General features: G+C 39.9%; 14 protein-coding genes. 4 read left to right on the top strand and 10 right to left on the bottom strand.

Going from position 1 to position 12,718, the window contains the following annotated elements; genetic code table 11:
- The coding region (locus tag IYQ92_RS05590; RefSeq protein WP_195675743.1) for a transposase at positions 1–413 on the top strand (413 nt) is incomplete at its 5' end.
- Positions 414–489: 76 nt separating this feature from the next.
- On the opposite strand, the gene hpf is transcribed toward IYQ92_RS05590, so the two are convergent.
- The 3 genes from hpf to IYQ92_RS05575 all read right to left on the bottom strand — a co-directional run bounded on the left by hpf (position 490) and on the right by IYQ92_RS05575 (position 3,069).
- The gene (hpf, locus tag IYQ92_RS05585) at positions 490–1,038 is read right to left on the bottom strand and encodes a ribosome hibernation-promoting factor, HPF/YfiA family (RefSeq protein WP_195675742.1); all 549 of its coding nucleotides are present in this window, start codon (positions 1,036–1,038) and stop codon (positions 490–492) included.
- Positions 1,039–1,114: 76 nt separating this feature from the next.
- The gene (locus tag IYQ92_RS05580) at positions 1,115–1,780 is read right to left on the bottom strand and encodes a ComF family protein (RefSeq protein WP_195675741.1); all 666 of its coding nucleotides are present in this window, start codon (positions 1,778–1,780) and stop codon (positions 1,115–1,117) included.
- The gene (locus IYQ92_RS05575; RefSeq protein WP_195675740.1) at positions 1,777–3,069 is read right to left on the bottom strand and encodes a DEAD/DEAH box helicase; all 1,293 of its coding nucleotides are present in this window, start codon (positions 3,067–3,069) and stop codon (positions 1,777–1,779) included. Before IYQ92_RS05575 ends, IYQ92_RS05580 begins: the two co-directional genes overlap by 4 nt.
- A gap of 56 nt (positions 3,070–3,125) precedes the next feature.
- Here IYQ92_RS05575 and IYQ92_RS05570 point away from each other — a divergent pair, with 56 nt between their 5' ends.
- From IYQ92_RS05570 to IYQ92_RS05560, 3 genes are all read left to right on the top strand, one after another.
- Positions 3,126–3,761 carry a YigZ family protein gene (locus IYQ92_RS05570; RefSeq protein WP_195675739.1) on the top strand — a complete coding sequence of 212 codons (636 nt, stop codon included), beginning with the start codon at positions 3,126–3,128 and terminating at the stop codon, positions 3,759–3,761.
- A gap of 96 nt (positions 3,762–3,857) precedes the next feature.
- Positions 3,858–4,784: a cysteine synthase A gene (gene cysK, locus IYQ92_RS05565; RefSeq protein WP_195675738.1), complete on the top strand. Its 927-nt coding sequence runs from the start codon at positions 3,858–3,860 to the stop codon at positions 4,782–4,784.
- Positions 4,785–4,962: 178 nt separating this feature from the next.
- Complete coding sequence (locus IYQ92_RS05560; protein WP_195675746.1) at positions 4,963–5,688, top strand: radical SAM protein; 726 nt, start codon at positions 4,963–4,965, stop codon at positions 5,686–5,688.
- Between the two features lie 70 nt (positions 5,689–5,758).
- Here the strand turns inward: IYQ92_RS05560 and IYQ92_RS05555 are convergent, their stop codons facing one another.
- From IYQ92_RS05555 to IYQ92_RS05525, 7 genes are all read right to left on the bottom strand, one after another.
- Positions 5,759–6,118 (bottom strand): S1 RNA-binding domain-containing protein, encoded by a 360-nt coding sequence (locus tag IYQ92_RS05555; RefSeq protein WP_195675737.1) that lies wholly within the window; start codon positions 6,116–6,118, stop codon positions 5,759–5,761.
- Between the two features lies 1 nt (position 6,119).
- A complete protein-coding gene (locus IYQ92_RS05550) occupies positions 6,120–7,520 on the bottom strand; it encodes a bifunctional Cof-type HAD-IIB family hydrolase/peptidylprolyl isomerase (protein WP_195675736.1) in 1,401 nt (466 codons plus the stop codon).
- Positions 7,521–7,560: 40 nt separating this feature from the next.
- Positions 7,561–8,202, bottom strand: a complete 642-nt coding sequence (locus IYQ92_RS05545; RefSeq protein WP_195675735.1) for a response regulator — start codon at positions 8,200–8,202, stop codon at positions 7,561–7,563.
- Complete coding sequence (locus tag IYQ92_RS05540) at positions 8,189–9,208, bottom strand: sensor histidine kinase (protein WP_195675734.1); 1,020 nt, start codon at positions 9,206–9,208, stop codon at positions 8,189–8,191. Before IYQ92_RS05540 ends, IYQ92_RS05545 begins: the two co-directional genes overlap by 14 nt.
- Positions 9,205–9,900 (bottom strand): cell wall-active antibiotics response protein LiaF, encoded by a 696-nt coding sequence (gene liaF / locus IYQ92_RS05535; RefSeq protein WP_195675733.1) that lies wholly within the window; start codon positions 9,898–9,900, stop codon positions 9,205–9,207. The genes IYQ92_RS05540 and liaF overlap by 4 nt, the downstream gene beginning before the upstream one ends.
- Before the next feature lie 132 nt (positions 9,901–10,032).
- Positions 10,033–11,946 (bottom strand): Stk1 family PASTA domain-containing Ser/Thr kinase, encoded by a 1,914-nt coding sequence (gene pknB, locus IYQ92_RS05530; RefSeq protein ID WP_195675732.1) that lies wholly within the window; start codon positions 11,944–11,946, stop codon positions 10,033–10,035.
- Positions 11,946–12,683 (bottom strand): Stp1/IreP family PP2C-type Ser/Thr phosphatase, encoded by a 738-nt coding sequence (locus IYQ92_RS05525; protein ID WP_195675731.1) that lies wholly within the window; start codon positions 12,681–12,683, stop codon positions 11,946–11,948. Before IYQ92_RS05525 ends, pknB begins: the two co-directional genes overlap by 1 nt.
- Positions 12,684–12,718: the final 35 nt, after the last annotated feature.

The raw sequence follows: 12,718 nt of genomic DNA, 5'->3' as shown, positions 1-12,718 counted from the left end.
AACGCTTTTATTCACGGACTTTTAGGCAAACCTTGACTCCTAAGGAGATTGTTAAGAAAATTCTAGATTTATCGGACGAACTCCGCTATTACTATGAGCTGTATCAACTCTTATTATTCCATTTTCAGGAGAAGAATACCGACCATTTTATGGCGCTGATTGACGACAACCTTCCCCTTGTCAATCCTGCATTTACCACTGTCTTTAAGACCTTCAAGAAATACACCCCCTACATTGCAAATGCCCTGGAGCTCCCTTATTCTAACGCTAAGCTAGAAGCCACTAACAAACTCATCAAGGACATTAAGCGTCAAGCTTTCGGTTTTCGAAACTTCAAGAACTTTAAAACAAAAATTCTCATCGCTTTGAACATCAAAATAGAGAGAACCAATCTGATTCTCTCTAGATGTTAGTGATAAGTCACCCACTACAGTTGACAATGAGCCGAAATTTCGCTGGTTTTTATTATTTTTTAAATTACTTATGTAATTATTTTGCTTCGATAAGTCCTAGTTCCCCATCTTCACGGCGATACAAAACGTTGGTTGTATTATCTTCAGCGTCAGTGTAGATAAAGAAGTCATGTCCTAGTAAATCCATTTGAAGTAGTGCTTCTTCAACGTCCATTGGTTTGAGGGTAACGTTTTTAGTTCGAACAATCTTTGTTGCGACTGTTTCTTCTACAGGTTCTGCTTCAAATTCTGTTGTGAAAACTTGGCCTGCTGATGTTTTTTCACGGTGTTTTTTAGCGATTTTTGTTTTATTTTTACGGATTTGGCGTTCAATTTTATCAACAACTAGGTCGATTGAGCCGTACATATCTTGAGAGACATCCTCTGCGCGTAGAGTAATAGAGTCAAACAAGATAGTTACTTCAACTTTTGCAGTTTTTTCTCGATAGACTTTAAGGTTTACTCGAGCATCTAAGTCTTGCTTAGGATTGAAATATTTTTCAACTTTTGCAAGTTTTGATTCAACATAATCACGAATTGCTTCAGTGACCTCAATGTTTTCACCACGAATGCTATATTTAATCATAGAGTACCTCTTTCTTGCGTCTTGTAACGCTTTCTTTAGTTATATTATAACCGCTTTCATGAAAATTTGCAAGTTTCTAACGTGATAATGAAAAAGTTTTTACATTTTTAATTCCTGCATCTAGCAGTAATTGTTTAATCTGCGCTAGAGTGCTACCTGTTGTATAGATGTCATCAACAAGAAGGACTTTTTCAGGAAGCTTTTGACCATCTTTTAGATGGAATTGATGACTACTTTTTAAACGTTCTTGTCGATTTTTACTTGACTGTTTTTTACCGTGTTTTTTGTCTAGTATGTCTTGATAGGCTGTGTTAGCTGCATCCAAAAGTCCTGTAACTTGGTTGAATTGGCGTTTTTGATAGCTTTTAGCACTCAGTGGTACTGGAACTATTGTGTAGTCTTGATAGATTTTTAAAGCATTTTTTAATTCCATAGCAAATACTTCTCTCAGGCGATAATCACCTTGAAATTTGTAGCGTGAAATGTATTCTTTCATGGCTGAATTATAACTATACAGAGCTTGATGGTTTACTTGAACTCCTGTGTTTTCCCAGTACTGGCAGTCTTGACACTGGTTACTTGTATTGGGGCGAAAGCAGGTTGGGCAATGGTTGGTAGGGTCTATTAGTTCGAACTTATCCCTACAAATCTGGCAGGTGCTCTGCTTATTTTTCAAGGAAAAGAGGATATCACTGAATATGGCAGAATGGTCTAGGGGTTGATGGCATAGGAGGCAGGTCATGCAAATCCTCCTTTTTGGTTCATTTCCTTGATTTCTGCTTTTGCTTGAAGCATGGCTTTTGAGATGCCGTCATGGTAGAAATTTAAGAGCCCTGTCGGTCTTTGGGATGAGCGTCCAACCCGTCCTGCAATTTGAACCAGCGAGCTTCGCGTATAGAGGCGGTGATTGGCTTCGATGACAAAAACATCGACACAAGGGAAGGTGACTCCGCGCTCTAAAATAGTAGTCGTCACAAGAATAGTCAACTCTTGATTGCGAAATTGTTCCACTAAATCTAGGCGGTTTTCTGTTTGGCTGGAGACAAAAGCAATCTTTTCTTTTGGAAAATGAGTTTGCAGGATTTTGGCAAACTGTTGCCCACGCACGATATTTGGAAAGAAAATGAGTAGTGGAAAGCCTGTTTTACGTTGCTTGATAATTTCTCCCTTCAATTTTGCTGGAAGATTTCCTTTAGCAAGCTTTTCACTGATTTTAGATAGCCAAATCATTTTAGGAATGACAAGTGGTTTAGCATGAAAGCGTCTGGCTAGGTGACGTTTCTTGAGGGACTTGTTTCTAACTTTTCGGTCTAATTCATCTGTCGAGGTCGCGGTCAGAAAAATTTTGACGCCGTCAATTTTTACTGATTGGTCTACCGCATGGTAAAGCATGAGATTATCCACATAAGGGAAAGCATCAACTTCATCGATAATGAGCAGGTCAAAAGCCTGGTAAAATTTTAATAGCTGATGGGTTGTTGCGATAATTAGTGGCGCTCTTTGATAAGGGGCTGAGTCCCCGTGCATCAAGGTGATGGGACAGGAAAAATCTTGTGATAAACGCCGATAGAGCTCTAAGCAGACATCAATTCGTGGACTTGCGATGCAAACACAACCACCGTCATCAAGGACTTTGGCAACTGATTGGTAAATCATTTCTGTCTTTCCAGCGCCTGTTACAGCATGGACCAGGAGATTTTCTTTTTCTGCAATTCCTTTTAACAAGCCTTGTGAAACTTCTTCTTGATAGGGCGTTAATTGTCCAGACCATTTTAAAGATGTGATTTTCGGAAAAGGACTCTGAGGAAAGTGATAAAGAGATTCGTTGCTGACAAGACGTCCAAATACCAAACATTCTCGGCAGTAATAAGCTTTGGTTGGAAGTTGGTTTTCTTTCGAAATAAGGCTAGCGCAGCGATTACATATTCTGGTTTGTCCTTTTTGGGATACTGATTCTAGCTTGATAGCTTTTTCACGTAATTCTTCTGGTACTTGGTTCTGTGTAAATAATCTTCCATAATAATTTTCCATACTATCTTATTCGGATTTCTTTGACTATTTTTTAGAAATTTTGATACAATTTTTTTATGGATAAATTTAGAACAATTAAAAAAGACGGTATCGTTGAGGAAGACATTAAAAAGTCACGTTTTATCTGTCATCTCAAGCGTGTTGAGACTGAGGAAGAGGGGCGTGCTTATATTGCACAAATCAAGAAGGAACATTACAAGGCTAACCATTCCTGCTCTGCTATGATTATTGGAGAAAAAGGAGAAATCAAGCGCTCTAGCGATGACGGTGAGCCCAGCGGGACGGCTGGAGTTCCTATGCTAACTGTCCTTGAAAAGCAGGGGTTAACCAATGTTGTCGCCGTTGTCACACGCTACTTTGGAGGTATTAAGCTGGGAGCTGGGGGGCTGATTCGTGCTTACGCTGGTAGCGTTGCCAATGCCACAAAGGAAATCGGCTTAGTCGAAGTGAAGGAGCAGGTGGGAATTCAGGTTGATTTGACCTACCCACAATACCAAACTTTTGCTAATTTTTTGCAGGCACATGATTTACAAGAATTTGAAACTGAATTTTTAGAAGGGGTTAGAACCAAGCTCTATTTAGATCCTGAAACAGTTGAACAGGTGCTGGCTGACTTGACCGATTTTTACCAAGGAAAAGTTACTACGCGAGAAGATGGCAAACAAATTGTTGAAGTGCCACTTGTCCTCTGATAGTTTTTAGCTATCATTTGATAGCTAATCTGTATTTTACAAGCTCCTGATTTGGTTTTATACTTAAGGTAACTTAAGAAGATAGAGGTTATCATTATGGCAAAAATCTACAACTCTGTTACAGAACTTATTGGTCAAACACCAATTGTCAAATTGAATCGTATTGTGCCTGAGGGCGCTGCTGATGTTTATGTTAAGATTGAATCTTTTAATCCTGGCTCATCCGTTAAAGACCGTATCGCGCTAGCTATGATTCAGCAGGCTGAAAAAGACGGGATTTTAAAACCCGGAGATACTATCGTTGAACCAACTTCTGGTAATACTGGGATTGGTTTAGCTTGGGTTGGTGCTGCGCTTGGTTATAAAGTGATTATCGTGATGCCTGAGACCATGTCTATTGAACGCCGTAAAATTATTCAAGCTTACGGTGCTGACCTAGTTTTGACACCTGGTAGCGAAGGGATGAAAGGCGCTATCGCTAAAGCTCAAGAGATTGCTAAGGAAAAGAATGGTTGGGTGCCACTTCAATTCAATAACCCAGCTAACCCAGCTATTCACGAAGCAACTACTGGTCAAGAAATTATTGATGCCTTTGGAGAAACTGGTCTTGATGCCTTTGTGGCTGGTGTCGGTACAGGCGGAACGATTACTGGTGTTTCACGCGCTTTGAAAGCTGCAAATCCAGCGGTTCAAGTTTATGCCGTTGAAGCTGACGAATCAGCAATCTTGTCTGGTGAGGCTCCTGGACCACACAAAATCCAAGGGATTTCAGCTGGCTTTATTCCTGAAACATTGGACACAGATGCTTATGACCATATTACTCGTGTAAAATCTGATGATGCCATTGCAACAGGTCGCTTAATTGGTGGACAAGAAGGCTTCCTTGCAGGTATTTCTGCTTCTGCTGCCATTCATGCCGCTATTGAAGTTGCTAAAGAATTGGGAGCTGGCAAAAAAGTTTTGGCCCTCCTACCTGATAACGGTGAACGCTACTTGTCAACAAGTCTTTATGATTTTGACTAATTAGTTCATTTTGGTCATAGAAGAAAGAGATTGGAATCGGTCCAATCTCTTTTGTTTTATAGTGATTTTACATAAGGGTTAACTGCAAAAAGTTGACGAAGCATCTATTTTAATCATAACTGCATTTGGTAAATAACGGCTCATTGTCACCCACTACAGTTGACAATGAGCCTTTAATATTCAGCACTTCTCCATCCACGATGGACTCGGCATCCGAACAACTGTTTTTCTAAAAGGATGTCCTCTACGCTGTCCTTGGTGTGCCAACCCAGAATCTCAAAAAATGATTCCCGAAGAAATGAAAGATGCTGTTTCAAAAGGAACCACCATCGTCGGAGTGCTGAAGTCTGTTGAAGAAATTATGGAAGAAGTTCTCAAAGATAAGGATTTTTATGAAGAATCAGGCGGAGAAATTTTTGCCCAATTTAACTTTGCCAAAGCTATTTTAAAACGTGCTAAAGAATTGGGACTCCATACTGCTATTGAGACAACAGCTTACACACGCCATGAACAGTTTGTCGACCTCATCCAGTACGTTGACTTTATTTATACAGACTTGAAACATTACAATAGCCTCAAACACCAAGAGGTAACTGCTGTAAAAAATGCAACAATCATCAAGAATATCCATTATGCCTTTGAAGCGGGGAAAACGATCGTGTTACGGATTCCTGTCATCCCTGAATTTAACAATTCTCTAGATGACGCCAAAGCCTTTTCAGAACTTTTTGACCGTTTGGATATTCGCGAAGTTCAGTTGCTCCCCTTCCATCAATTTGGTCAAAATAAATACAAGCTATTGGGGCGCAAATACGACATGGAGAACGTTCCAGCTCTACACCCTGAAGATTTAGAGGACTATCGACAAGTCTTCTTAGAGCATCACATTCATTGTTATTTCTAAAAAATGCATGCCCAAAATTACTTTCAGGGACATGCATTTTTAGTTGAACCAGAGATTTTCTGTTTTTCTCTTAGTCGCGATGCTGCAAATAATCCAGACTTTCTTTAATCCAAATTGGCAACTGGGTTTCAAAGGGTTTAAAACCAATGTTAGCACGGTTATTTGAAAAACGGTGTCTGTGTTGATGGTGGTGCTTTTCTTCCTCAAGTGTTCTCAGTGACAAACTTGCCTTTTGCGTGTATTCATCATAATCGACAACTTGAACGAAAACCTGGTCACCTACTGACAAGACGTTGTAAATATTATCAATATAGCCTGTTTTGATTTCTGAAATGTGAATAAGTCCTGTCGTCCCATTTTCTAATTGAACAAAGGCACCGTAGGGTCTAATTCCTGTTACTGTTCCCTCTAACTTATCACCAATTTTCATCTTATTCTGCTACCTCAATTGTTTCAATGACAACATCTTCTTTTGGTTTATCTTGAGCACCTGTTTCAACATTGGCAATTTCGTCTAAGACTTTGAATGATTCTTCACCGACTAATTGACCAAAGACTGTATGACGGCGGTCAAGGTGTGGTGTTCCACCTTCTATCGCATACATTTCAGCAATTGGAGCAGGCCAACCGCCACGTTCTAATTCTTTTTTAGCGTATGGAATTTTTGAATTTTGAACGATGAAGAATTGGCTACCATTAGTATTTGGTCCAGCGTTAGCCATTGAGAGAGCACCGCGAACGTTGTAAAGTTCTTCTGAAAACTCATCTTCAAAACTTTCACCATAGATAGACTTCCCGCCCATACCTGTGCCAGTTGGGTCACCACCTTGAATCATAAATTCTGGGATAATGCGGTGGAAAATAATGCCGTCATAGTAACCTTCTTTGGCAAGTCCAAGGAAGTTTGCAACGGTTTTTGGCGCATGGTCAGGGAATAATTTCACTGTCATGTCACCATGATTTGTCTTGATTGTTGCTACTGGACCATCAAATGTATCAATTTCTGTTTGTGGGAAGTTTAATTCTTTTTCTACCAAACCTAATTCCTCCAAGGCATATAAGATGCCGTCTTCTTCTACTTTTTTTGTAACAAAATCTGCTTTTTTCTGAGTTTCTGGATGCGAAACGCCCATGGCGATAGCCAAGCCTGCATAATCAAAAAGTTCCAAATCATTGAGTTCGTCACCGAAAACTAAGACATTTTCAGGCTTCAATCCCAAATGTTCGACAACTTTCGAAACACCTAGAGCTTTTGATGTCCCTTTTAAGACAACATCAGACGAATGATCATGCCAACGAACAAGTCGTAAGTGTTCAGCTAATTCTTCTGGTAATTGAAGGTCATCTCCTTGATTCTCAAATGTCCACATCTGATAGACATCATGGTCTTTATTAAAATCTGGATTGACAGCCAAATCATGATAGACAATATCAATAGCATCATTGACGAGTTCATCACGTGCAGACAAAACTGCTTCGTAACGACCAGCAAGGCCGTATTTGATACCAACTTCATCAGCCCAAGTCTTGTATTTTTCCACTAAATCCGCTGGGATAGGGCGATGGAAGATAATGTTTTTATCCTTATCTTTGACGTAAGCACCGTTGAGTTTGACACAATAGTCAGCATTCAAATCTTGAATTTCCTGTGGCACTCCATAACGTGCACGACCTGAAGCAATCCCTGTAATAATTCCTTTTTTCTTGAGAGCTTCAAATACTTTTGGAATTGACGGTGGCATATAACCTGTGTCTTTCACACGAAGGGTGTCATCAATATCAAAGAAAACTGCTTTAATTTTTTTGGCTTTGTATTTCGTTTTCGCGTCCATAGTACTCCTCTTTCAAACAGTCATGAGATTATTATACCATTTAATGGTCATCTTGTGGGACTAAATGGTGTTGGAAAGCATAGACAACTGCCTGAGTGCGGTCCGTTACATTGAGCTTAGCTAAAATATTAGACACGTGGGTTTTTACTGTCTTTAAGGAGATGAAAAGCTTATCAGCAATGGTCTGATTATCGTAGCCTTTAGCTAGCAGGTTAAGGATATCGCGTTCGCGGGCTGTCAAATCTTCATGGAGGTCTGGATTAGCATCGTGAGCCTTGATTTTTTTATCTACCTCAGTTTCAATGGCTAATTCGCCTAAGGCCACTTTCTTGATGGCATTGAGAATTTCTGCTGCGCTGGACGTTTTTAACATGTAACCTTTAGCCCCCGCATCAATGACTGGGTAAATTTTTTCATTATCCAAATACGATGTCAGCACTAAAATTTTAGCATCTGGCCAATCTTTCAATAGTTCTAAAGTTGCTTCGACACCATCCATCTCGGGCATAACCAAGTCCATAACAACTACATCAGGGTATAAGTCAAGAGCCAACTCAATCCCAGCTCTGCCATTAGAGGCTTCACCGACTACTTCAACATCCGGCTGGAGGTTCAAAAAACTCTTCAAGCCCAGTCGCACCATCTCGTGGTCATCCACCAAAATCACTTTAATTTTCGCCATTGTTATCTCCTTTTTCCTCTGGCACTAGGGGCAAACGAATATCCATGCTAACACCTTTGTCGGGCTGACTGAGCAATTGCAGAGTCCCTCCCAGGTCATCAACACGGTCCTTGATATTCTTGAGCCCGTAACTCAAATCATGACTTTCATCCATATCAAATCCGATACCATTGTCAACCATTTTTAACTGTAATTCATTTTCCGTCTGGTTCAAGTAGACTTCCAAACGAGTTGCCTTGGAATGCTTCAAGGTATTTGAAATCACTTCCTGACCGATACGAAAGACATTATCTTCAACCTTCTTAGGCAGTTTATCAATATTTTTTCGATAAACAACTTCAATATTACTTTTGTCTGTCAATTCCTTCAAAATCATATCAAAGCCTTCTAATAAGGATTTGTTTTCTAACTCAATCGGACGTAAGTGAAGCAGTAAAATCCGCAAATCGTTTTGGGCATGTTGCAACATTTCCTCGACTACCTTGAGCTGGTCTTGAAGTTGTTCTTGAGGAAGCTGGGTGAGATTCTGTGACAAGCCCGATAAAATCATCGATGAAGCAAATAATTCTTGGCTGACCGTATCGTGAAGGTCACGCGCAATCCTACGACGCTCTTGTTTGACAATCTCTTGACTATTTAAAATACGGCTGTTTTCCGTATTTTGCAGGCTAGTCGTTAAATGGCTCATTTTTTTAGATAGCCGAGCTAGGTTGATGTTGATTTCAGAATCTTCGACAACTCGGATGGACTGATTATTGAGAATACGACGCAAATTTTGATTGATATGGCGTTTGCTATTGTCATCCAAAATATACCAAAGCAAGAGCAATAAAACAGCAATTGAGAAGGTCAGAAGGACGACTGTAAATAAAAAATGTTCCAGAACCCAGATGTTAGAAAAGAGTTTCCAAATATTGATATTTAAACTAGTCAGAACAACAAAAATAATGGCAAAAATGATGACGGCTGCATAGAGTAGAAAAAGGAAATAATCATTTTTTTTCATTTCCGAACCACCTCCACGTCACCTGCGATGATATTGACAATTAATTTGACTTGTTTTAATGGTTTAGCATCCTCTTCATAACGCAGTTTGATGGACTCATTTCGCAAATCATATTCTTCAAAATCAAAATAGCGAACACTGCCATAAACCGAGCTGATATCTGCGCAGACCGCTACATCGATTGGCACCAAAACTTTAGTCGCGCCAAAGACCTTTTGAATCATGATGACATTGTCATGCCCAGAAACGATGACATTGGTCAAATCGATGGTATCAGTACCCGAAAGGCGAATGATATTGATATCTTCAAAAGCATAAAAATCACTCTCATGATTATTTGAACCAATCCATTGGTTACGAACCGTCTTGACCTCTACATCGTCCTTCTTAAATTGAATCAAGGCATAGCGATTTTTCTTTTTGACCTGTGAAAAATGATTGATTAGGACATAGACGATAGCCAGTACAAAGCCAGCTACGATATAAGGATTGAGCATCATAATCAAAAAGAGTAACAAAAGACTGGTTGTTAACAGAAAATTACTATGACTCCCTTGATTGTAAAAACGTAAGGCTAACAATATTAAAGCCAACAAAAAAATAAAATTTGATAAATCATTAGCTAAAATGGTCATCAGCCCCAAAGCTAACAACACACATTCAACTAATAAGAAAAACTGAAATTTTTTCATCCATTCCTCCTCTCAAAGAGCTTATCTAACTGGTATTGTACCAAAAAGCCCCCTAAATTGCACTCGCAATTTGAAAGACAGGGGCTAGCGCAAGAGAAAAAACCAAGACGTTCTGTCCTGGTTTTAACGACACTATTGTCCAGTAAGTTCAGTATCTGATGAACTAGAGGCTTCAGTCGATGATGACGATGATGACGATGAATACTCTGTTGAAGAGCTCGTAGATGATGAGCTTGAACTTTCCTCTACTGTCTCTGAGCTGCTAACTTGCGTGCTAGAACTACTTGATGGCAAGCTTGCATAAATATAAAGATTGATTGTATCACTAGATAAACTAATCGTCGTACCATAATATGGCTCTTGTTCGCTAATCACAGCTGTTGAAGACGGTGAAGAAACAAGTGTGTAATCACTTCCAGTTTGCTGATAGACGTTGATTTTTGATGATTTAACGCCTAAATCTTTCAATGTACTAAGAGCATCACCATAAGTCATTCCTGTCACATTTGGCATGGTTACTGTATCACTAGCAGCTACTGTTAAGGTCAACTTAGTCGTTCCATTTGGATTAAAACGAGTTCCAGCTTTAATCGATTGTTTGATAATCGTGCCAGCCTGATGATACCTAGTGGTTACTTTCTTGATTTTAATCAAAGAAGCTTTGACACCGTATTGATTTTTCAAGGTTGCTACAACTGTCTCATAATCCTGATTGGAATAATCTTCTAAGGTGAATCCAGCATTTCCAGCTGAAACATAAATGTTTACCTTCGAACCTTCTCGACGGGATGTGCCAGAAGTTGGATCGGTTTTAACAACCTTACCTTTATCAACATCACTATCAACCGTCTGAACACTACCGACTTTCAAGCCAGTATTAGTAATCTCAGACTTAGCCACTTGAAGGGTCTTGCCCGAAACATCTGGTACCTTAACCGTTGATGGGCTTGTTAAAGTGAAGTAGGCAAAGGCTGCCACTCCGACAATCACCAAGGCAAACAAAACCTTGAAGATGATTCCCAACAATCCACGACGGGATTTTTTAGGCTTCGTCTGCTTATGGTTTTTAACCGGTTCATCTTTTTTCTCTGGCTCTTTAACCTCTTCCTTAGGCTTACGCAACTGCTCAGTCGACAAGGACGGGCTAGAAGCGGTCACCTTAGGAAGTGGTTTGGTACTTTCAGTATCCTCAAAAACTAACTTAGCCTCACGGCTACGATTATAGCTGAGCGCTGTCATCAAATCTTGACTCATTTCATAAGTCGACTTATAACGGTTTGCTAACTTCTTAGCTGTCGCTTTGATGACAACATTCTCCAGAGCTTGAGGAACATTTTTATTTTCTGCAATAATTGATGGTAATGGTTTCTGGAAATGTTGCAGAGCAATCGTCACCGCACTATCACCATCGTAAGGAATGTGCCCTGTCAGCATTTCAAAGAGCATAATACCCATGGCATAAATATCACTTTGAACCGTTGCCTTAGAGCCACGCGCTTGTTCTGGTGAAAGGTAGTGAACACTTCCCAGCATTGAATTGGTTTGCGTCAGGCTAGTTTCAGCAAAAGCCACCGCAATCCCAAAGTCTGTAACCTTGACCGTTCCATCCTTGGTCAAGAGAATATTTTGAGGTTTTAAATCCCTATGCACAATCCCTTTTTGATGGGCTAGTGACATAGCCGAAAGAACCTCTTCCATGATTTTAACAACATCGTTGTTAGAGAGGGGAGCATGATCCTGAATGTATTTTTTCAAATCAGAACCGTCAACATATTCCATTACTAAGAATTGCTGACCGTCTTCTTCTCCTATATCACGAATAGCAACAATATTAGGATGGATTAGCTCTGCCATTGCTCGCGCTTCACGCTGAAAACGCGCAACAGCAATTTGATCAGTTTGATAATTGGTCCGCAGCACTTTAATGGCTACTTCTTCATTATCTAAAATCAAATCACGAGCTAGATAAACATCCGCCATTCCGCCTCGTCCGATAGATTTAAGGATTCGATAACGACCAGCAAATAATTTGCCAATCTGAATCATTAAACAGCCTCACTTTCAATATGGATCAATACTACAGTAATATTATCAAAGCCACCACGGTGGTTGGCAAGTGTAATCAAATCTCTGTTTTTATCATCAAGAGATTTTTCTTGCATTAAGACCGTAGCAATTTCGTCGTTATTGAGCATATTTGTGAGTCCATCACTGTTAGCGACCAAGTAATCGCCTGCTTCCAAGTTTTGGATACCCAAATCTGGTTCAACAGGATTGGCTTGACCGATTGATTGTGTGATGATATTTTTTTGCGGGTGACTAGCAGCTTCTTCTTCTGTTAATTGACCAGCTTTAACTAATTCATTAACCAAAGAGTGGTCACTTGTCAACAAACGATATTCGCCATTACGAACAAGTCCAATACGTGAGTCTCCAACGTGGGCATAAATCACATTATTTCCCACTGGCGCAATCGCTTCAATGGTTGTTCCCATGCCTTTGTAATCATCCGTTTGACCCAATTCGAAAATCTTGCGGTTTTCGTCAGCAATCGTTACTAACATCCAGTCACGAATTTGTGCTAAGTCAGTAAACTCAGTGTTGACCCATGCTTGACCAAGGTCAGTAACAGTCATTTCACTGGCGATATTTCCTGCACGGTGTCCTCCCATCCCATCTGCCAATACGATTAGTGGGATGCCTGATTTGTTTTCAAATTTATTAACAAAATCCTGATTGTTTGAGCGTTTTTGCCCAATGTCTGTTATAAGTGAAATTTCCATAATCTTATATCTGACGACGTCAGTTTCCTCCTAGA

Source organism: Streptococcus sp. HF-1907 (genome assembly GCF_015594605.1).
Lineage (GTDB): Bacteria > Bacillota > Bacilli > Lactobacillales > Streptococcaceae > Streptococcus.
The sequence above is the reverse complement of the archived record's forward strand: the minus strand, read 5'-3'. Positions and strand labels throughout refer to the sequence as shown.

Bases quoted from the DNA above. Each gene is read 5' to 3' on its own strand.
- cysK (WP_195675738.1), top strand. From the start codon at position 3,858: ATGGCAAAAATCTACAACTCTGTTACAGAACTTATTGGTCAAACACCA.
- IYQ92_RS05550 (WP_195675736.1), bottom strand. From the start codon at position 7,520: ATGGACGCGAAAACGAAATACAAAGCCAAAAAAATTAAAGCAGTTTTC.
- liaF (WP_195675733.1), bottom strand. From the start codon at position 9,900: ATGAAAAAATTTCAGTTTTTCTTATTAGTTGAATGTGTGTTGTTAGCT.
- hpf (WP_195675742.1), bottom strand. From the start codon at position 1,038: ATGATTAAATATAGCATTCGTGGTGAAAACATTGAGGTCACTGAAGCA.
- IYQ92_RS05540 (WP_195675734.1), bottom strand. From the start codon at position 9,208: ATGAAAAAAAATGATTATTTCCTTTTTCTACTCTATGCAGCCGTCATC.
- IYQ92_RS05545 (WP_195675735.1), bottom strand. From the start codon at position 8,202: ATGGCGAAAATTAAAGTGATTTTGGTGGATGACCACGAGATGGTGCGA.
- IYQ92_RS05525 (WP_195675731.1), bottom strand. From the start codon at position 12,683: ATGGAAATTTCACTTATAACAGACATTGGGCAAAAACGCTCAAACAAT.
- pknB (WP_195675732.1), bottom strand. From the start codon at position 11,946: ATGATTCAGATTGGCAAATTATTTGCTGGTCGTTATCGAATCCTTAAA.
- IYQ92_RS05555 (WP_195675737.1), bottom strand. From the start codon at position 6,118: ATGAAAATTGGTGATAAGTTAGAGGGAACAGTAACAGGAATTAGACCC.
- IYQ92_RS05575 (WP_195675740.1), bottom strand. From the start codon at position 3,069: ATGGAAAATTATTATGGAAGATTATTTACACAGAACCAAGTACCAGAA.
- IYQ92_RS05580 (WP_195675741.1), bottom strand. From the start codon at position 1,780: ATGACCTGCCTCCTATGCCATCAACCCCTAGACCATTCTGCCATATTC.
- IYQ92_RS05570 (WP_195675739.1), top strand. From the start codon at position 3,126: ATGGATAAATTTAGAACAATTAAAAAAGACGGTATCGTTGAGGAAGAC.